General features: G+C 36.3%; 18 protein-coding genes. 11 read left to right on the top strand and 7 right to left on the bottom strand.

The features are described 5' to 3' along the window. Positions 1–11 precede the first annotated feature (11 nt). Complete coding sequence (locus CEY12_RS21205) at positions 12–1,664, top strand: RagB/SusD family nutrient uptake outer membrane protein (protein ID WP_089029962.1); 1,653 nt, start codon at positions 12–14, stop codon at positions 1,662–1,664. A gap of 85 nt (positions 1,665–1,749) precedes the next feature. Here CEY12_RS21205 and CEY12_RS21200 read toward each other — a convergent pair whose 3' ends face one another. Continuing rightward, positions 1,750–3,150 (bottom strand): OmpP1/FadL family transporter, encoded by a 1,401-nt coding sequence (locus CEY12_RS21200; protein WP_228409749.1) that lies wholly within the window; start codon positions 3,148–3,150, stop codon positions 1,750–1,752. A gap of 55 nt (positions 3,151–3,205) precedes the next feature. Next, the gene (locus CEY12_RS21195) at positions 3,206–4,288 is read right to left on the bottom strand and encodes a prolyl-tRNA synthetase (protein ID WP_157676875.1); all 1,083 of its coding nucleotides are present in this window, start codon (positions 4,286–4,288) and stop codon (positions 3,206–3,208) included. A gap of 177 nt (positions 4,289–4,465) precedes the next feature. On the opposite strand from CEY12_RS21195, the gene proS reads away from it, so the two are divergent. The 6 genes from proS to CEY12_RS21165 all read left to right on the top strand — a co-directional run bounded on the left by proS (position 4,466) and on the right by CEY12_RS21165 (position 11,443). After that, positions 4,466–5,941: a proline--tRNA ligase gene (gene proS, locus CEY12_RS21190; RefSeq protein ID WP_089029550.1), complete on the top strand. Its 1,476-nt coding sequence runs from the start codon at positions 4,466–4,468 to the stop codon at positions 5,939–5,941. 117 nt (positions 5,942–6,058) lie between these two features. Beyond that, entirely contained in the window at positions 6,059–7,390 is a 1,332-nt protein-coding gene (locus CEY12_RS21185; protein ID WP_089029549.1) for an OmpA family protein, read from the top strand. A gap of 113 nt (positions 7,391–7,503) precedes the next feature. Beyond that, a complete protein-coding gene (locus tag CEY12_RS21180; protein WP_089029548.1) occupies positions 7,504–8,838 on the top strand; it encodes an Nramp family divalent metal transporter in 1,335 nt (444 codons plus the stop codon). A 75-nt stretch (positions 8,839–8,913) separates the two neighbouring features. Continuing rightward, positions 8,914–9,450 (top strand): nucleotide exchange factor GrpE, encoded by a 537-nt coding sequence (locus tag CEY12_RS21175; RefSeq protein ID WP_089029547.1) that lies wholly within the window; start codon positions 8,914–8,916, stop codon positions 9,448–9,450. Positions 9,451–9,547: 97 nt separating this feature from the next. Then, positions 9,548–10,669, top strand: coding sequence for a molecular chaperone DnaJ (dnaJ, locus tag CEY12_RS21170; protein WP_089029546.1), 1,122 nt, complete (start codon positions 9,548–9,550; stop codon positions 10,667–10,669). Between the two features lie 87 nt (positions 10,670–10,756). Further along, the gene (locus tag CEY12_RS21165) at positions 10,757–11,443 is read left to right on the top strand and encodes a DUF4304 domain-containing protein (RefSeq protein ID WP_089029545.1); all 687 of its coding nucleotides are present in this window, start codon (positions 10,757–10,759) and stop codon (positions 11,441–11,443) included. Between the two features lie 12 nt (positions 11,444–11,455). Here CEY12_RS21165 and CEY12_RS21160 read toward each other — a convergent pair whose 3' ends face one another. Further along, a complete protein-coding gene (locus CEY12_RS21160; RefSeq protein WP_089029544.1) occupies positions 11,456–12,364 on the bottom strand; it encodes an acyltransferase family protein in 909 nt (302 codons plus the stop codon). A gap of 73 nt (positions 12,365–12,437) precedes the next feature. Next, positions 12,438–13,325, bottom strand: a complete 888-nt coding sequence (locus CEY12_RS21155; RefSeq protein WP_089029961.1) for a DUF808 domain-containing protein — start codon at positions 13,323–13,325, stop codon at positions 12,438–12,440. 242 nt (positions 13,326–13,567) lie between these two features. Here CEY12_RS21155 and CEY12_RS21150 point away from each other — a divergent pair, with 242 nt between their 5' ends. The 4 genes from CEY12_RS21150 to CEY12_RS21135 all read left to right on the top strand — a co-directional run bounded on the left by CEY12_RS21150 (position 13,568) and on the right by CEY12_RS21135 (position 16,068). Then, the gene (locus tag CEY12_RS21150) at positions 13,568–14,062 is read left to right on the top strand and encodes a tetratricopeptide repeat protein (protein WP_089029543.1); all 495 of its coding nucleotides are present in this window, start codon (positions 13,568–13,570) and stop codon (positions 14,060–14,062) included. Positions 14,063–14,068: 6 nt separating this feature from the next. Continuing rightward, positions 14,069–14,653, top strand: a complete 585-nt coding sequence (locus tag CEY12_RS21145) for a Crp/Fnr family transcriptional regulator (protein WP_089029542.1) — start codon at positions 14,069–14,071, stop codon at positions 14,651–14,653. A 61-nt stretch (positions 14,654–14,714) separates the two neighbouring features. Next, the gene (locus CEY12_RS21140) at positions 14,715–15,143 is read left to right on the top strand and encodes an SRPBCC domain-containing protein (protein WP_089029541.1); all 429 of its coding nucleotides are present in this window, start codon (positions 14,715–14,717) and stop codon (positions 15,141–15,143) included. 55 nt (positions 15,144–15,198) lie between these two features. Next, positions 15,199–16,068 carry an alpha/beta hydrolase gene (locus CEY12_RS21135; protein WP_089029540.1) on the top strand — a complete coding sequence of 290 codons (870 nt, stop codon included), beginning with the start codon at positions 15,199–15,201 and terminating at the stop codon, positions 16,066–16,068. Between the two features lie 43 nt (positions 16,069–16,111). Here the strand turns inward: CEY12_RS21135 and CEY12_RS21130 are convergent, their stop codons facing one another. The 3 genes from CEY12_RS21130 to CEY12_RS21120 all read right to left on the bottom strand — a co-directional run bounded on the left by CEY12_RS21130 (position 16,112) and on the right by CEY12_RS21120 (position 19,294). Continuing rightward, positions 16,112–16,807, bottom strand: a complete 696-nt coding sequence (locus tag CEY12_RS21130; protein WP_089029539.1) for a DedA family protein — start codon at positions 16,805–16,807, stop codon at positions 16,112–16,114. 87 nt (positions 16,808–16,894) lie between these two features. Further along, positions 16,895–18,007 carry a peptide chain release factor 2 gene (prfB, locus tag CEY12_RS21125; RefSeq protein WP_089029538.1) on the bottom strand — a complete coding sequence of 371 codons (1,113 nt, stop codon included), beginning with the start codon at positions 18,005–18,007 and terminating at the stop codon, positions 16,895–16,897. Between the two features lie 171 nt (positions 18,008–18,178). Beyond that, the gene (locus tag CEY12_RS21120) at positions 18,179–19,294 is read right to left on the bottom strand and encodes an NAD(P)/FAD-dependent oxidoreductase (protein ID WP_089029537.1); all 1,116 of its coding nucleotides are present in this window, start codon (positions 19,292–19,294) and stop codon (positions 18,179–18,181) included. Positions 19,295–19,338 lie beyond the last annotated feature (44 nt).

Genomic DNA, 19,338 nt, shown 5'->3' with positions numbered 1-19,338 from the left:
TGTACAAAATCATGAAAATAATATTTTTATCACTTATAGCGCTCACTTTAGTGGCCTGTAATATAGACCGTTCGCCCTATGACTCTAAAGAGTCTGATGAAATATTGGCGGACCCAACAGGGTTACAAACCATTACACTCGGAAACTATGCCCTTTTAAAAGGAGATGCTGAAGGAGGAGGATTTTTCAACAATCTGTACCGGGTTGGTGAATATGGCGGAGATAATATTGATATCAGCGGAACAACCACTGATCAGTTTTTCTATTATTATAATTACAGGAGTATTAAAAACAATGGGAGATCCAATACCATATGGAATGCCGGTTACAAGGCAATCGTTGGTTGCAACAGGGTTATTTCGAAAATATCAGAAGGAAAAGATGCCAGTACCGACCAGCTCATCGGCGAAAATTATTTCCTTCGGGCCTATGTCTATTTCTCTTTAGTGAATGTATTTGGAAAGCCCTACAATCAGGGAACGGGCAATCCTGGAGTACCATTGAAAACCTCCGATGATGTAAACGATTTGCCCGCCAGAGCAAGTGTTGGTCAGATTTACGATCAGATTGTTAATGATCTCAAAAAAGCAGAGCAGCTGATGAGTCTTGACAAAAATAACACCTATGCATCTAAACAGGCTGCACAGGCGTTACTTTCACGGGTATATCTCTACATGGAAAATAATGACAAAGCGATTGAATATGCTGAGAAAGTTATCAACTCCGGAAAATACTCACTATTAGCCAATTCTGAATTACCTTCTTATGCGATCAAAGCACCGGAAATCAATAAAGAAACCATTTTTGCATTCAAATACAATAAAGATGGTGATTATAATGATGGCTGGTATACGATCGGATCAATGTACGCTAACATTCAAAATGTAGGCTGGGGTGAAATGTATGCATCTTCCTCTTATTTAGATCTTATTAATCAAAACCCTCAGGATGCCAGATTGAAATTTATTTCCAAAAAATACAGCATCCCGGCTACTCCTGTTGCCTATTGGGTACAACAGGGAACTAACACGTCCGGAGGGATCACCTATAATTACAGTTTCCAAAAGACTTTTCAGCAGGGTGGAAATACCTATTTTACGATGAATAACATAAACTATCAGGTGCAATCTGAAGTTTTACCCAATAAGACAAATTATTACTTCATTAATTCAAACAATGCGAAGGTTTATGTAGATCTGGATAATGACATGGATAAAAGAAACGGATATCCGAAATTTTACATTTTAAAATGTTCATTACAGGAAGGTGTCCCACAGCTGTGGTCTCCCGTTATTTTAAGATTGGCCGAGATGTACCTCAACAGAGCAGAAGGCTATGCTAAAAAGGGAAATTCAGCATCAGCACTTGCTGATATCAATGTGATAAGAACAAGGGCCGGAATTCCAGTCTATTCTTCAGTTCCTGCAGGGCAGACTATTCTAGACGTTGTTCTACAGGAAAGAAGACTTGAAATGGCTTTTGAGGCTCAGAGAAAATATGATGTTTTCAGGAACAAATTAACCCTGGACAGAAACTATCCCGGAACCCATCTCAATGGAAACAATCCTTTTTACACAGTTCCTTACACAAGCAACAGGATTATTGAATATATCCCCGAGCAGCAAATACAGATCCAGCCAAATCTCACTCAGAACCCTGACTAAAATTATCATTTAAATTGATCCAATAAAAAGCTCCGGATTGTAAAATCCGGAGCATCAATTTAATCACTCATTACACAACTGGAAATTAGAATTTCCAGCCAAATGTAAGGAAGAAGTTATTTCTGTTATTTTTTACACTTGAAACAACAGAAGTTGGTGTATTTACATCGAAGTCTCCTGAATAATATCCAGTTCCATCAGCTGCACTTCCTTTTAAGAAAGGATTATTATATTTAGAGCTTATATTTTGATAGGCTGCATCTACATAAAAATTTCCAAAGTCATATCCTACACCTGCTCCAATCGTATTTCTTTCTCCAAGAACCAAATTACTGTAATTATTATCCCCTGCAACACCCGCATTTGAATAAGAATTGATCGTCATTGCATCAATAGGACTTGACATGTAGGAGTACCCACCTCTCAATCTGAATGCTTTAATTCTATACTCAGCCCCCACTCTTACTTCTGATAAATTCTTGTAGTTGTCATTAAAGAAAGAATTCAATTCTCTTTCAGCATTACCATCTACAGTATATTTAGGTTTTGTTAGACCTAAAGTATAGTCAACATTGATTGCAAAGTTTTTATTTGGAACAAAGGCACCACTCACCGTCGCTTTCATCGGAGATCTGAAATTTCTGTCCTCAACATAATTGCTGTAATAAATACCATCATTACCATCAGAATATTCACGGAAAGCCCTGTCGATATTCCACCATGTAGGCGTTTCTATTGAAGCTCCCAATCTGAATTGATTGCTTAGTTTTCCTATTACCCCAATGGTAGCAGAAAAACCATTCGATTTTTCAGAGAAAGGAGTATATTGCTTATCAAAGCTGTTGACAGAGTTATCCAGATCTAATCCAAATTTTGCACTGTCGTACTGATCAATCTCCGCATAATGCATATTGATGCTCGCACCCACATACAATGAATTATTATAATTCGCACCTACCCCTAAATTAAATTTAGTCTGATTTCCATATCTGTTATAAGCATGTCCCAAATAAGACATATTACCCACAACTGGATTTCCACTAGAATTTATTAAATTTTTAGGAATAATAACATTGGCATTCCCCGGGCTTTCTACATAATCCTCTAAAGACTGCATAGATATATTGGCACCAATATTAATAAACTTCCATGCACTTTCGGTCATTAACTGAATGGTAGCTACTCCACCAGCATTCCCAAGAGTAAATTTATTGATATTATAATTTATTGAAGAACCTGCCAATGAACTTGTATTCTTATTATTGCTAAGAAATAAAGTAGCAGATGCATCACCTGCAATAGCAACACCTAAACCGGCAGGGTTGGTCATGAGTGAAGTTGCATCTCCTCCTAAAGCTCCATTTGATCCAGCCATCGCATTAAATTTTGATGAACCTATCATGGGAGTATTAGAGTAAACCTCAAGAGAGTTCCTAATCGTAGAAATATTCTGAGCCTGCGCAAAATATGCCACAGAAATGCTCATTATTACTAAAGATTTTTTTAACATTATTTTTTGAAATAGTTATTAAGTTTGAAAATTATCTACCACCGGATCTGAATCCGCCGCCGCCACCGCCGCCAGATCTGAATCCACCTCCACCACCGGAAGAACCTCCTCTGAAGCCACCGCCGCCGGAACCAGAATTGAATCCACCGGATCTGAATCCACTATCGTTGGATCTGAAACCACTATCATTTCTATATCTAGGTTGACTATCGTAATTAGGTCTTGGACCCTGAGTGTTCATATTATTTGGGTTACGGTATCCTGAATTATTATTTCTAAATCCTCCATTATTAGCATTTCCATTTCGGAATCCGCCGGTGTTATTTCTAAATCCACCATTATTATTTCTAAACCCACTATTATTATTTCGGAATCCGCTGTTATTATCATTTCTGAATCCAGAACCATTGTTTCTGAAACCTGAATTGTTTATATTATTTCTGTAGACCGATCCATTACTTCCGTTATACCCGTTGTTAAGGCCATAGCCCAATCTTCCGTCTGCACCACTTCTTCTGTAAACTCCTCTGTTGTAATAGCCATTACCCCAGTAGCCGCCACCCCAACCCCAATATGGGTTTCCATAGTAGCCACCACCCCAGAAAGGATCATAAAAGCCTCCATATCCAAAATTCCAGCCCCAGTATGGGTTACCCCAACCCCAAGAGCCGCCCCAGCCCCATGAACCGCCCCAACCAAAGGACATACCCCAGCCTCTGTTCCAGCCCCAATAAGGACTATATCCGCCATACCAACCTCCCCAGCCCCAAGGCGAACCCCAGGAATTGTCATAGTAATTGGTTTGGCTTCCGGCAAAAGAGCCCCAGTCAGAATCTGTAGCTGTATTGTTCCATGAGTTTCCACCCCATGTGCTGTATTTATTATCCTGGTCTTTAGAATTGGTTTCTGCATTCTGGATAACGTTTGAATCTTGGTAGTAATCATAATATTCACCTACCCTGTTTCCGCCATTGATAATAACTCCCTCTGGCAGCGTATCTTTATTGGGATCGTAATAAACCCCATCGGTCTCGCTGTACCCTCCCATTTGTGCACCACAAGACATCAACAGTAATCCACCTGATATCGCTAAAACGCCTTTGGATTTTAGCATACCGAGTAAATTTTTATGTATATTTTTTTTCATGATAACGTAAAGATTTTTAATTTAAATTATATTTGCAATGTGTACCAAAAATGTACCAAACATCGGTTAAAAAATCTATCAAAAATAGATTTTTATTTTTAGATAACAATAATGTTAAAAAGTTAAAAAAAATTTAAAAAAATAATGGCAAAATTAACCTCAAGAAGCGAAGATTACAGCAAGTGGTATAACGAGTTAGTTGTAAAAGCAGATTTAGCTGAAAATTCAGGAGTGCGGGGAAGTATGGTTATAAAACCATATGGATATGCAATCTGGGAAAAGATGCGTGATGAAATGGATAGAAAATTCAAAGAAACTGGTCACGTTAATGCTTATTTCCCGCTTTTTGTACCCAAAAGCCTATTCGAGGCGGAGGAAAAGAATGCTGAAGGTTTTGCAAAGGAATGCGCCGTTGTTACTCATTACAGATTAAAGACCGATCCTAATAATCCTCATAAACTCATCGTAGATCCAGATGCTAAACTGGAGGAAGAACTTATTGTTCGCCCAACTTCAGAAGCGATTATCTGGAATACCTATAAAAGCTGGATACAATCATACAGAGATCTGCCTATCCTTATCAACCAATGGGCGAATGTTGTACGTTGGGAAATGAGAACCCGTCTATTCCTGAGAACTTCAGAGTTCTTATGGCAAGAAGGTCATACTGCTCATGCTACCAAGGATGAAGCAATTGAAGAAGCAGAAAAAATGAATAAGGTTTATGCAGATTTTGCAGAAAATTTCATGGCAATGCCTGTAGTTCAGGGATTAAAAACGCCATCTGAAAGATTTGCAGGTGCTGATGAAACGTATTGTATAGAGGCATTAATGCAGGATGGAAAAGCTCTTCAGGCTGGTACATCTCACTTCTTAGGTCAAAATTTTGCAAAAGCCTTTGATGTAAAATTCACCAATAAAGAAGGTAAAATAGAACATGCATGGGCAACATCATGGGGTACATCTACCCGTTTGATGGGAGCGCTTATTATGACCCATTCTGATGATTTCGGATTGGTATTACCTCCAACTTTAGCACCAATACAGGTTGTTATTGTTCCTATATTCAAAGGTGAAGAACAATTAAATGAAATCAGTGAAGTTGCTTTAGATATCCAGGCTAAATTAAAAGCCAAAGGTATTTCTGTTAAATTTGACAATGATACCCAAAACAAACCAGGCTGGAAATTTGCTGAATATGAATTAAAAGGTGTTCCTGTAAGAATTGCAATCGGACCAAAAGATCTTGAAAACAAATCAGTTGAAATAGCAAGAAGAGACAATCTGACCAAGGAAACTCTTCCTCTTGAAGGCTTAGATTCTTATATTGACCAATTACTAAAAACGATACAAAAGGATCTTTATAACAAAGCTCTTAATTTCAGAGAGGAAAATATGACTAAAGTAGATTCTTATGAAGAGTTTAAAAAGGTTTTAGAAGAAAAAGGAGGTTTCATCTATGCACATTGGGATGGAACAGCTGAAGAAGAGGAGCAAATTAAGGAGGAAACAAAAGCAACGATCAGATGTATCCCTTTAAACGATGATGTAGAAGAGGGTATTTCGCTCGTATCAGGAAAACCTTCCAAGAGACGGGTACTATTCGCTAAAGCTTATTAATAATTTTAATCATTTACAAAAAAAACGTTGAAATTCAAATAAATAATTAAAAAAAATGACATTTGGACAGATTTTTGTTTAATTTTATGTCAACATTAATCTAAAAAAATATTTATTATGTCTTTAAACGTTATTGATTTAATTAAAGGACAATTGGGTCCCGCATTAGTTTCCCAGGCTGCTTCACAGTTTGGAGAAAGTGAGTCTGGTATTTCAAAAGCAATTGGTGGGCTATTGCCTGCAGTTGTTGGTGGATTAGCTAATAATGCTGATAATCCGGGTGTTTTAGATGCAATTTCAGGAGCTTCATCTAGTGGAATTTTAAGTAATCTATTAGGAGGCTCTTCTAACAACTCTGTAATCACTGGTTTATTGTCCTCCCTTTTTGGCGACAAGGTTGGCGGCTTAGTAAATTCTATTGCTACATTTGCTGGAATTAGTAATAATACCTCTAGCTCTTTACTTAATTTAGTGACAGGAGCTACAGTAGGTACAGTAGGAAAATATGCTGCTGATAACAACTTAGGCCAATCAGGAATTTCAAGTCTATTGAATGACCAAAAAGGCATTGTTTCTTCTTTATTACCAGCAGGGCTTTCTTTAGCCTCTTTTGGGCTAGGAGCAGAAAACTGGTTTGGTGGAGCTAAGGAAACGGTTGCTTCAGTTGCTTCTACAGCTAAGGACAACATCACTGAAAGTGTTGCTTCAGCAAGAGAAAGCGTTACAGAAGGAACAAGAGAAATAAAAGAACAATTCAACAATAATAACAATAATCAAGGTGGAGGTTCAATCTGGAAATGGTTGCTTCCACTTTTATTATTAATTGCTGCAGGATATTTCTTATGGAAGCAGTGTGAGAAAAAACAAACAACTACCACTACAATGGGAGCTGATTCTACAGGAACACACTCTGATACAGCTACGGCAGTATCTCCTGCAGACACAGCAGCAACAATGCCTGCCACAACTGCAAAGGTTGATGAAAATATCGACCTGAACGGTGTAGCTCTTAAAGGTTACAAAGGAGGAATGGAAGACAAAATGATTGCATTCTTAAAGTCTGGAGGTTATAAAAACGCAGCTGATGACAACGCTTTAAAAAATACCTGGTATGATTTCGATCATGTAAACTTCAAAATGGGTAGCTCTACAGAATTAGAAGCAGGTTCTCAAGGTCAGCTTGATAATTTAGCAGCTATTTTAAAAGCTTTCCCTGATTCAAAAATCAAAATAGGAGGATACACTGACAAAACAGGTAATGAAGCTTCAAATGTAAAACTTTCTACTGCAAGAGCTAATTTTATCAAAGATTGGTTAGGCAAACAAAACCTTGGAGCACAAGTTTTAGGTGCTGAAGGATATGGAAGTAAATTTGCTACGGTAGATGCTAAAGCTTCTGATGCAGAAAGAGCTGCAGACAGAAAAATGTCTATCAGATTTGCAAAATAATCTAAAAAAATACATTCTTATATAAATCCCGAAAGTTTTTTTCGGGATTTTTTTGTTATTAAGTTTTCTATTTTCATTTATTTAATTAAATTTGTTAGTCATTTCTAACATTTATGAATTTAAATACTAAGGCGCCTTGGCGAAAAGATAAAACACTCCACTCATTACCAGAAGTATATTCATCCATTAAAGTTCCAAAAAACGGTTCTTTCTGGAGGAAATACCTTGCCTTTGCAGGACCTGGATTAATGATTGCAGTTGGATATATGGATCCGGGAAATTGGGCGACAGACATTGCAGGTGGCGCTCAATTTGGCTATACCCTACTTTCTGTTATACTAATCTCCAATATCTTTGCGATGGTTTTACAGCACTTATCAGTAAAACTAGGTGTCGCAACAGAAAGGGACCTTGCACAAGCGTGTAGAGATCATTTTAATCCTACCACCAATTTTATTTTATGGATACTCTGCGAAATAGCCATCGCAGCCTGTGATCTCGCCGAAGTGATAGGTTCAGCAATAGCTCTTAACCTGCTTTTTCACATCCCACTCACCTGGGGTATTGTGATCACTACCGTAGACGTGCTACTTATTCTTTTACTACAGGCAAAGGGATTCAGGTGGATAGAAAGTATTGTAGGCGGACTTATCTTTATTATTCTTGCCTGTTTTATCTATGAAATTGTAATTTCTAAACCTGCAATTAATGAGATGCTGGGAGGCTTGATCCCTCAAAAGGAAATCATCCAGAATCCTGCAATGCTGTATATCGCGATCGGAATTCTGGGAGCTACTGTAATGCCCCATAATCTTTACTTACACAGCAGTATTGTACAAACAAGAGATTATACCCGTGATAAAGAAGGTAAAAAGGAAGCTATAAAATTTGCAACACTGGATAGTACGATTTCTCTGATGCTCGCTTTTTTCATTAATGCCGCTATCCTTATTCTAGCCGCTGCTACTTTCCATATTACAGGAAATAAACATGTTGCAGACATCCATGATGCATATAAGATGCTTACCCCTATCCTGGGAGCTTCCATGGCAAGTATTGCCTTTGCTATCGCTTTACTGGCTTCAGGTCAAAATTCTACATTGACAGGAACCTTAGCAGGACAAATTGTAATGGAGGGCTTTTTAAATATCAGACTAAAACCCTGGCTGAGAAGATTAATAACAAGACTTATTGCAGTGATCCCGGCTTTAATAGTAGCCATTTTGTATGGTGAAAAGGGAACTACAGACCTTCTGGTCTTAAGCCAGGTTATCTTATCCATGCAGCTTAGCTTTGCTGTAGTTCCACTTGTCATGTTTACCAACGACAAAGCTAAAATGGGAGACTTCGTTAATAAGCCATTAATGAAAATCTGTGTTTGGGCTATCTCCATCATCATTATTGTTTTAAATATTTATTTGTTATATCAGACATTTTCCGGAGAATAATTTTTCTGCCTTAATGTCCATATTTACTATTTGGCAGAATCTTTGACAAACAACTCTTTAAAATAGTTATTGAATATGGAAAATCAGGATATCAACGAAGAAAACATCAATAAACAACAAGAAGGCAATATTCAGAACGAAAATATTTCTGAAGAAAATGTGACAAATACTCCGACTGCAGAAGAACTTTTGTCAGCAGAAAAAGACCGTTATATTCGTCTTTATGCTGAGTTTGAAAATTATAAAAAGAGAACTTCTAAAGAAAAAATGGAGTTCTTCCAATATGCTAATCAGGACATGATGGTTTCTATGCTTGGAGTACTGGACGATTTCGAAAGAGCTTTAAAAGAAATTGCGAAAAATGGAAATCCAGCAGATCTTCAAGGGGTTGAATTAATCTATCAAAAATTCAAGAATAAACTTACAGAAAAAGGACTGAAGGTAATGGAGGTAAGAGCCGGGGATTCTTTTAATGTAGATCTTCACGAAGCAATTACTCAAATTCCAGCTCCATCTGATGATTTAAAAGGTAAAATCGTAGATGTAATCGAAACCGGTTATATTTTGGGAGATAAAGTAATTCGTTTTGCTAAAGTAGTAACAGGAAACTAATATTAATAAGTGATGAATGGTGAGTAATAACTGGTGAATGACCAATTAAATACTCTTAACATCTATTGTCATTTATCTAATCAATTATACAATTGTCATGTCAAAAAGAGATTATTACGAGGTTCTTGAGATAAGCAAATCTGCTTCAGCCGACGAAATAAAAAAATCATACCGAAAAATGGCTATCAAATATCACCCTGATAAAAATCCGGGGGATAAAGAAGCTGAAGAAAAATTTAAAGAAGCTGCTGAGGCTTATGAAGTCCTGAGTGATGACCAAAAACGCGCAAGATATGACCAATATGGTCATGCCGGTGTAGGTGGAAATGGAGGATTCGGTGGTGGCGGATTCGGCGGCGGAATGAATATGGAAGATATCTTCAGTCAGTTCGGAGATATTTTCGGTGGCCACTTTGGTGGCGGCGGCGGATTTGGTGGCGGTGGACGTCAGCAGGTAAAAGGTTCTAATTTAAGAATCAGAATTAAGCTGAACCTTGAGGAAATGGTAAATGGAACCCAGAAAACTCTCAAAGTAAAGAAAATGAAGATGGCAGAAGGTGCCACTTCAAAAACCTGTCCTACATGTAACGGTTCCGGAGTTCAGTTGAAAGTGATGAACACCATGTTCGGGCAAATGCAAACACAAACTACTTGTGGAACTTGTCAGGGTATCGGAAAAGTTGCTGATAAAATTCCGGCAGGAGCTAATGCACAGGGGCTAATAAAAGATGAAGAGGAAATTACCATCAATATTCCTGCGGGAGCAAGAGATGGAATCCAGCTGAATGTAAGAGGAAAAGGTAATGATGCTCCTTTCGGAGGTGTTCCGGGAGATTTGCTTGTTATCGTAGAGGAAGAGGTAGATAAAACAATTAAAAGAGAAGGTGATAATCTTCACCAGGAATTATATATTTCTTTTGCAGAAGCTGCATTAGGAACTAAAAAAGAAGTTTCTACAGTAGGCGGAAAGGTAAAGATTACTGTTGACCCTGGAACCCAATCAGGAAAAATCTTAAGATTGGCAGGAAAAGGTCTTCCAAGTATTGACAGTTATGGTAAAGGTGATATGTTTATACACATCAATGTATGGACTCCACAAAAATTAACAAAAGATCAGAAAGACTTCTTTGAAACGCAAATGTCCAACGGAGAAATGGTTGCAGAACCATCCGGAAAAGAAAAGACTTTTTTTGATAAAGTAAAAGATTTATTCAACTAAATATATTAAGGAACCTTTTAAAAGGTTCCTTTTTTTGTCCGTTTTGTTATATTTGTTTGTGAACTGAGAAGAAAACATTTAATCATAATGAACACTAAAACGATATTCCTAAAGACCTGTAATGAGATTTCCGATAAGCTTGAAACATTTAAGACTTTTGAAAAAGGGCAAAGGATAAGAAAAATTTCGATTGATAAAGATCTCTATTGTGAAGTGTATTTTCAATCCAGTTCCAAAAACACTTCCTCTTATATTCAGATTCTCCCCCATATTGCTATTTTTTCAAAGGAACTCAAGAAATGGCAAATTGAGCACACGAACAATGAAAATGTTCAGGGTCTTATCTTCGGAGAGCAAATAGGTTATTTAACTCCACATAAAAACTGGCAGGAATGGAATTTAGCCGATCTTTCTTTTGAGAAAAGCATACATGAAATAACAGACCAAATCAAACAATACATTCTTCCTATTTTCAATCTATTTAGCACAAAAGAAAAAGCTATTGAGTTTTTGAAGATCAACGGGACAAAATTCAACCCCTATTCCGAATACTCTCTTCTTCCATTGGATTTTTTACTATGTTTTGCTGAAAAAGAGACAGCTCAGAAATTCTTTAATGACTTTATGAATACCTGTTCTTATAAGAGTAAAATCATTAACCTTTATCAACAACTAGAAACAAAGGAAGAAATCGATCTTAATTATTCAGAATTTACAGGAGCCAACAAGGTTAAGCTTGCATTTATTAATGGGTTGAAAATTATAGGCAATTAACCCAAACATATATTACAACAGGTACTTTAGTTTCCTATTGACCAATACAAGAATAAAACTGGAAATCAATACAATGATGATAAAAATGGGAATTTCGAATGGATAATATTTATCCAATACCCACTTCATGATCAATGGATGTATAACATAAATCGCTGTGGAAAGACTTGCTAAAAGCTTTGTATCCACCATCACAGAAAGGCTTTTACAATAGATAAACAATAAAGGACAGGCAATTAACAGAGAAAATAATAAATCAATATTTTCCCTTGAATTGATCATCTTATAATTGAAAAGCGATTCTAGCGCAACAAAACCCATTGCAATAACCACATCTATCCATGAAAGCTTGTATTTCATATCCAGATTCAGTTTATTGATCAGATATCCTATTGTCAAAAAAGGGAAGCATACCAAAAGAAAGTTTCTGTACGATGGAAAAAGGTTGATCACCGAATCGGTTTCATATTGAAAATAATGCAGGTTTCCCAAAATTTGTATTCCATACCCCAGGCTAAATAATAAAACAACAAGTCCTGCTAATAGGTTGACAGATATTTTCCTGATAAAAAACAAAATAATCCCGGAAAAGAAGGTTCCGATTAGATACCACAAATGATGATAACCAAATATAATATTCATCCAGGCGTCTCCTTCTTTCCAAAAAGGTATATAAACGATGGACCAGATCAGGTATAGTAAGAATATCCTTAGTAACCATTTTTTCAGCTTATTCTTATCATCAACATAATAAAAATAATATCCTGTAATCACTAAAAATGTAGGGACAGCCATTCTAAAAATCCCATTAACGAGTACAAAACTCAAAACAGGATGAGAATCCCGAAGGATATGCATATGCAGGAAAACAACAAAAAAGGCCAGGACGATTTTCAGTATATCAATCGATAAATTTCTCATAATAATCAATGAACAGGAATTTCATCCTCAGATCTTCGTTAAATAGTTTTATCCCGTAATTTAAATCTAAAGATTAACTGCCTTTACGTGTTGCTAATGTGTAGGCTTTTTTCCCAACTGTAAAAAGCAGAACAGCAATCAATCCCCCACTTAGTCCAAAGACAAGCTCTTTAAGCGCGGTCGGCCATGAAGGAAGAAAATGATGCAAATAGCTAATATTATGGGCAAAAATTCCTCCTGACACCAAAATAAGGGCAATTGTTCCAACAATGGCAAGAATTTTTATAATTACGGGTAATGCTTTCACTAATAAATGCCCCAGCTTAGAAAAGAAACCTTTATCGTTACTCTTTTTGATCAGTTTAAAACCTGCATCATCCATTCTTACAATCAACGCTACAATTCCATACACCCCTACCGTTGCCAGAAAGGACACCAGGCTCACTGTAATGATCTGCGTTAATAACGGGTGTTGCTCCTCAAGAACAGTTCCCAGAGCAATAATTACAATCTCTATGGAAAGAATAAAATCTGTGGTAATTGCTGATTTTATTTTTGATTTTTCAGAATTTTCGGCATCTTCATTTTTTGTACTTTCTTCTATAACTTCATGACCTTTTTTATCACGGTGAAATAGAAATTCAATAATCTTTTCTACGCCTTCAAACGCTAGATAAAAACCTCCTAAAATAAGGATAATCTCTATTGCGGGTTTATAAAGCCAATGCAGTAAGAAGGCTATCGGAAGAATAATCAACTTATTAATGAAAGAACCTTTAGTGATCGCCCACAAAACAGGTATTTCACGAGATGATATAAAGCCTGTTGCTTTTTCTGCATTTACCGCAAGATCATCCCCTAAAATGCCCGCCGTTTTCTGAGTCGCTATTTTACTTGTTACCGCCACATCATCCATAAGAGCTGCAAGATCATCTAAAATTGCAAAAAAACCAGACGCCATATTTATTTTATTATTTAAAAGCAAAAATAACCATTTAATTCGATTTCTCATTTTCTTTTAAAATCAATTTAAAAATGAAAAAATATAGAATTCAAAAAAAGAGTTTTGAAGATCCTGTATTATTTTTTTCGCTTTATCCTTGTTCTTCAAAATCTCATCAAACCCCATTAAAATTATTAAGCAAAGTTGTCTTTACATTCAATTATCTTCTCATATTTGCATCACAAAGATTATAGTACAAAATGGAAGAAACTGAGAACTGGGAAAATGAGCTTCAATTGATCTGGCAGCAATTAGGGACTGTAAACAATGAATATTTTATTCAGCGGATAAAGGAGCACACCCTTCATTCGGATCAAAAAGCTATTGGTGATTTTGAGCTTGCCTGTGCTTATGATTCAACAGGGCACGAAAAAGAAGCAGAACCTTTGTATAGATCCGCATTGGATCAAGGACTATCCGGCTTGCGAAGAAGAAGAGCAAGAATCCAACTGGCAAGTACTTTAAGAAATAATGAGAAAATTAATGAAAGTATCCAGATTCTCAGAGAAGAAAAGGCAAACTATTCTGATGAATTAAATGATGCTGTTGATGCCTTTTTAGCTCTTTCCCTTTATTCTGCAGGAGAAGATCGGGAGGCTTTATCTTTGTCCCTACAAGCATTATCAAAACATTTACCCAGATATAATCAATCTTTATACAGATATGCTGAAAATTTAGAACAAAAAAATAAATAAGCCTTAATGACCACCGACCTCGAACGCAGCCTTACGTCTCACTTTTCCCATATTGAAGCTGACGACCTCAAAACAATTGTCTCTTTTTTTAAACCAGAGATGGTTAAAAAAAATGATTTTTTCTTGAAATCAGGAAAAATAAGTACAAAATTAAGTTTTATCCAATCCGGATTTTTAAGGATATTCTGTGAAACCGAAAAGAAAGAGATCACCCAATGGATATCCACTAAAGGGTTCTTTGTTACGGATCTATCCAGTTTTATGTCTGATATTCCTGCCAGATGGACTATCCAGGCTCTTACTGATACTCAGCTGTACACCATTGATAAATCTGATTACGAAAAATTACAAGAGTGTGTAAAGAAATGGCATACACTGGAAAAAGCATTTATTGTTCATTGTTTTACCACCATGGAAACAAGAATCTATGGACATTTATCAATGACCGCTGAAGAAAGATACCGATGTTTTTTTAATGAAAACCCTCAGTTATTCAATCAGGTTCCTCTGCAGTATATTGCTTCTATGCTTGGGATGACTTCTGAAACCTTTAGCAGAATAAGAAATAAAATTGCTTCAGGAAATTTTTGATTTTTGTCAAGTGGATTTTTTTTAATCTGTCCGACCTTTGTTCCTATAAAATATTTGTCCCATGTCGAAAACAATTGAAACAGAAGTTATCATTCACGCCAGTCCAGAAAAGATCTGGAAAATATTAACGGATTTCGAAAGCTATACCACTTGGAATCCTTTTATAAAAAGTATTCAAGGAGTTGTAGAAATAGGCAACCAAATACAAGTGAACATTGAGCCAAAAGATGGAAAAGGAATGACCTTTAAACCTGTAGTCTTATCAAAAAAGAATGCTCAAGAATTAAGTTGGCTGGGAAAATTATTGATCAAAGGAATATTTGACGGAGAACATAAATTTGAATTATCCGATAATGGGAACGGTACGACAAAATTTGTTCAGTCAGAGAAATTTTCAGGATTGCTTGTTCCGTTTTTCAATTTTGACAGTACCGCTGCAGGATTTAATGCAATGAATCAGAAGCTAAAAGAATTAGCAGAGCGCAGCTGATACAATACAGTCCTCTCTACTCATTAAATCACCATATTTTTCTTACATTTGATCTATGAAAAAGCTCATACTCAGATATCATTTTTTTGTTTTAGGATGTATCAGCTTTTTATTAAATTCATGTAATTCAAGATTCAGAGTTTGGGTGGGGGATAACAATCAGCAGAAAATTTACAATTTAAAATACGGCGAACATAAGAGACAAAAGATGGACATTTTTCTTCCATCCGGTTATTCTGAGGATTCGCCTGTTGTTCTTATTGTACACGGAGGAGCCTGGAAATATGGAAGAAAAGAGCATATGATCCAGATCCAGAAAATGCTTTTTAAAAATAATATCCCGAGCATCAATATCAACTACAGATTGGTTTCAAAACCCCAAAACATCACCTATCGTGAACAGCTGGAAGATATCAGCGCTGTTATTAATAAATTCAATTCCTTAGCCGGAAAAGCAGAACTACGGGCAGATAATTATATCATCCTGGGAGAAAGCGCCGGCGGGCATCTGGCTTTACTGTATGGCTACCAACACCCCGATCAAATCAAAAAGATCATCTCTCTGAGCGGCCCAACGGATTTTTATTCTCCGGAATTTATGCAATCCTTTTATTCAAAATATACCTCTCCAACCCTGCAAAAGGTTGTAGGAGAGAAATTTGAACGGCATAATCTGTCCGAGGAATTTAAAAAAGCAAGTCCGATAGCGAACATTACCAATGTTCCAACATTAATCTTTCAGGGAAACCAGGATTTTCTGGTCAATAAAAACCAGGGGCTGGCACTAGATTCAGCGTTAACAAGCCAGAATATTGTCCATAAATTGGTTTTTATGAAAAATACAGGTCATGCACCCAGATTTTTCAGCAAGCGAAAAAGAGACAGTATTATCTATCCAAATATTTTGGAGTGGATAAAAAAATAACCTGCAAAAAGCAGGTTATCATATTTTAAGTTTTGTGTTTACATTATTCTGGTGAATTGTCCTCATATTTACTATGGTCCACTTTCTTTCCAAACAGAAATTTAATAATGATCGGTAGGGTTGTAATAAGAACGATAACAATGATGATCAATTCTAATTTTTCCTTAAGATTGATTCCGAACTGCTCCTGGAATAATTTATCTAGGTAATGGCCCGCGAAGATCAGGATAAATGACCATAATACAGCCCCAATAATATTATCTCTTAAAAATTCTTTTTTATCCATCTTTACAATTCCTGCAACGATAGGGGTAAAAGTTCTTACCACCGGTAAAAACCTTGCCATGATAATAGCCAGTGCTCCATGCTTTTCAAAAAAGTCATGAGCTTGATACAAATATTTTTTCTTGAATAGAAAAGAATCTTGCTTTTTGTATAACGAAGGACCTGCCTTCACTCCAAAATAATATCCGACTTCATTACCAACAATCGCAGCAAGAGCAACAGAAGTAGCAAGAATGGTAGTATCAAGCAGATCGCTCCCTGTGGAGCCAAAAGTCTCTTTGATAATTTCAACAGCATAAATTCCTGAAACAAACAATAAAGAGTCTCCTGGTAAAAAAAATCCTACAAAAAGACCAGTTTCGGCAAAAATAATAAATAGAATAAGCCAAAACCCTCCCATTTTGATATAAAACTCCGGGTTTAGTAAATCTTTCCAGCTATTGAAATCTTCCATACATATTGATAAGTAACAAAAATAAGTCTAAAAAGTCTGATTAAGAAATTAATTATAAGATTTTAACTAAAAAACCGGAATAATATTTTACAGATCTAAATCATCATCAGAAACTGCGGTTCCATCGGCCATTAGAAATGCTTTCAGGAATGGAGTAAGGTTTCCATTCATCACAGAATCCACATCTGAAGTTTCATGTCCGGAACGTACATCTTTTACCAATTTATAAGGATGCATTACGTAATTCCTGATCTGACTTCCCCACTCGATTTTCATTTTATTGGATTCGATCTCTGTTCTTGCTCTCATCCGTTCTTCAAGTTCCATTTCATATAGTCTGGAACGAAGTAACTGCATTGCTTTTTCTTTGTTCTGAAGCTGTGAGCGTGATTCTGAGTTTTCAATGATAATCCCGGTAGGTGCGTGACGAAGACGTACGGCTGTTTCTACTTTGTTTACGTTCTGCCCTCCTGCTCCTGAACTTCGCATGGTTTCAAATGAAATATCTGCAGGATTGATATTGATTTCAATCGTATCATCTACCAACGGATATACATATACGGAAACGAAACTCGTATGTCTTTTTGCATTACTGTCAAAAGGAGAAATTCTAACCAATCTATGAACTCCGTTTTCACCTTTAAGGTATCCAAAAGCATATTCACCATCCATTTCCAGAGTAACTGTTTTCACACCTGCTACATCTCCTTCCTGATAGTTCAGTTCACGAATCTTATAGCCTTGCTTCTCTGCCCACATGGTATACATCCTCATGAGCATAGCAGCCCAATCACAACTCTCAGTACCTCCTGCTCCTGCAGTGATCTGTATAACTGCTGAAAGTTCATCACCCTCATTAGAAAGCATGTTTTTGAATTCTAAATCTTCGATTTTTTCCACTAATTTTGGAAAGGCTTCATCCAGCTCTTTTTCAGAATCCGGATCTTCTTTTGCGAATTCCATTAAAACCTGCAAATCATCAAACTGGGTCGTGATCTCTTCATAATCTTCCACCCATCTTTTTTTAGAACGAAGCTGCTTTAAAAAAGCCTCAGCTTCTTTGGGGTTATCCCAAAATTCAGGGGCTGCAGTTTTCTCATCATCATTGGAAATTTCTATTTTCTTCTTTTCAATCTGAAGGTATTTATGGAGATCTTCAATTCTAGTCTGAACATCTTTTATATGGTCGTTGTTAATCACGAATTTTTCTTTTGTGCAAAAATAAGGATAAAAGTGGGATTAGTAGTTATAAGTTGAAAGTGGAAAATTGAAAGTGGAGGGTTGAAAATTATAGATGGGTGAATAAAATTAGAAAGCTTCTGTTTTTTCACTTTCCATTTTCAATTTTCAACTTTCCATTCTTACTGATTATTATAGAATCAAGCCGGCAACGATCTCACCTATTTTCGGAGCTAGCGCAACACCCATTCCGGAGAGCCTTACAGCACAAAACTGTCTGTCAGATAACTGTTTTACAATTGGAGTTTTTTCAGATCCCATCGCCATAATTCCTGACCAACGCAGTGAAATTTTAAAATTCTGATTGGGCAAAATTACTTCTTTTAAAAAACTTTCCAAATGACTTTGCAAAAATTCTGTGGTTTCAAAATCTGTCGTTTCCTCGGTTTTAAAATCCTGATTTCTTCCGCCTCCCAATAAGATACGATCTCCTAAATTCCTGAAATAATAAAACCCTTCATCATAATGGAAAGTCCCTTTTAATTTTAAATTCTGAATAGGTTCTGTCAATAAAATCTGGCCCCGTGCCGGAATTATTTCTTCACTTTCTAAAAATCTTGAGCTAAAAGCATTAGTACAATGAATAAGTTGATCTGTCTGAATGGATAACAGATCCGAAAGTTTGACAAGTATCCCATCTGTATTTTCAATTACATCTGCTACTTCAGTTCCAAAAATAAATTCAATTTTGAGATCATAACATTTTTCAAGGAGTTTTTGTAAAAGCTTTCCTGACTGTAAGCTTCCTTCACACGGGTTTTCAATAAGAAAATTAGATTTCCCTAAGCCAAATTCCCGTATTTTACTTTGTTGTAAAGAATATGTATTAGCAATTCCTGTTATAGACTTAAGTTTTTCATTTACCTCTGCCATCTTTTGCAAAGGTTCATCGGTATTAAGGATTTCATATCCTCCACTTAAGTCAAAATCGATTTCTGAGCTCCGAAAATATTTTTGAATTTTATGAAGTCCCTCAAACCTCATCCTGACAAGTCCCAGAGTTTTATCCCAGCCCATTTTTTTCTGATCAGCAATAATTTCAGTCAGGCTTCCAAAACATGCAAAACCTGCATTTCTTGTTGATGCTCCCAAAGGAATTTGGTTCCTTTCTATCATTAAAACGGATCGTTCAGGATATTTTTCTTTAATGGAAATAGCAGTCCAAAGCCCTGTAAAACCGGCTCCTATAATAATGATATCTCTTTTTCTATAAAAGGTTTCAAGTTCCCAAATGCTAGGATTAATCATAGATAATTATTGATCGTTGATAAAAAAGGCAATAGAGATAAATG

The sequence above is a fragment of the Chryseobacterium sp. T16E-39 genome, assembly GCF_002216065.1.
GTDB lineage: Bacteria > Bacteroidota > Bacteroidia > Flavobacteriales > Weeksellaceae > Chryseobacterium.
This window is presented reverse-complemented; position numbering and strand designations above follow the sequence as displayed.

Coding starts and splice junctions, on each gene's coding strand:
- CEY12_RS21205 (WP_089029962.1), top strand. CDS start 12: ATGAAAATAATATTTTTATCACTTATAGCGCTCACTTTAGTGGCCTGT.
- CEY12_RS21200 (WP_228409749.1), bottom strand. CDS start 3,150: ATGAGCATTTCTGTGGCATATTTTGCGCAGGCTCAGAATATTTCTACG.
- CEY12_RS21195 (WP_157676875.1), bottom strand. CDS start 4,288: ATGCTAAAATCCAAAGGCGTTTTAGCGATATCAGGTGGATTACTGTTG.
- proS (WP_089029550.1), top strand. CDS start 4,466: ATGGCAAAATTAACCTCAAGAAGCGAAGATTACAGCAAGTGGTATAAC.
- CEY12_RS21185 (WP_089029549.1), top strand. CDS start 6,059: ATGTCTTTAAACGTTATTGATTTAATTAAAGGACAATTGGGTCCCGCA.
- CEY12_RS21180 (WP_089029548.1), top strand. CDS start 7,504: ATGAATTTAAATACTAAGGCGCCTTGGCGAAAAGATAAAACACTCCAC.
- CEY12_RS21175 (WP_089029547.1), top strand. CDS start 8,914: ATGGAAAATCAGGATATCAACGAAGAAAACATCAATAAACAACAAGAA.
- dnaJ (WP_089029546.1), top strand. CDS start 9,548: ATGTCAAAAAGAGATTATTACGAGGTTCTTGAGATAAGCAAATCTGCT.
- CEY12_RS21165 (WP_089029545.1), top strand. CDS start 10,757: ATGAACACTAAAACGATATTCCTAAAGACCTGTAATGAGATTTCCGAT.
- CEY12_RS21160 (WP_089029544.1), bottom strand. CDS start 12,364: ATGAGAAATTTATCGATTGATATACTGAAAATCGTCCTGGCCTTTTTT.
- CEY12_RS21155 (WP_089029961.1), bottom strand. CDS start 13,325: ATGGCGTCTGGTTTTTTTGCAATTTTAGATGATCTTGCAGCTCTTATG.
- CEY12_RS21150 (WP_089029543.1), top strand. CDS start 13,568: ATGGAAGAAACTGAGAACTGGGAAAATGAGCTTCAATTGATCTGGCAG.
- CEY12_RS21145 (WP_089029542.1), top strand. CDS start 14,069: ATGACCACCGACCTCGAACGCAGCCTTACGTCTCACTTTTCCCATATT.
- CEY12_RS21140 (WP_089029541.1), top strand. CDS start 14,715: ATGTCGAAAACAATTGAAACAGAAGTTATCATTCACGCCAGTCCAGAA.
- CEY12_RS21135 (WP_089029540.1), top strand. CDS start 15,199: ATGAAAAAGCTCATACTCAGATATCATTTTTTTGTTTTAGGATGTATC.
- CEY12_RS21130 (WP_089029539.1), bottom strand. CDS start 16,807: ATGGAAGATTTCAATAGCTGGAAAGATTTACTAAACCCGGAGTTTTAT.
- CEY12_RS21120 (WP_089029537.1), bottom strand. CDS start 19,294: ATGATTAATCCTAGCATTTGGGAACTTGAAACCTTTTATAGAAAAAGA.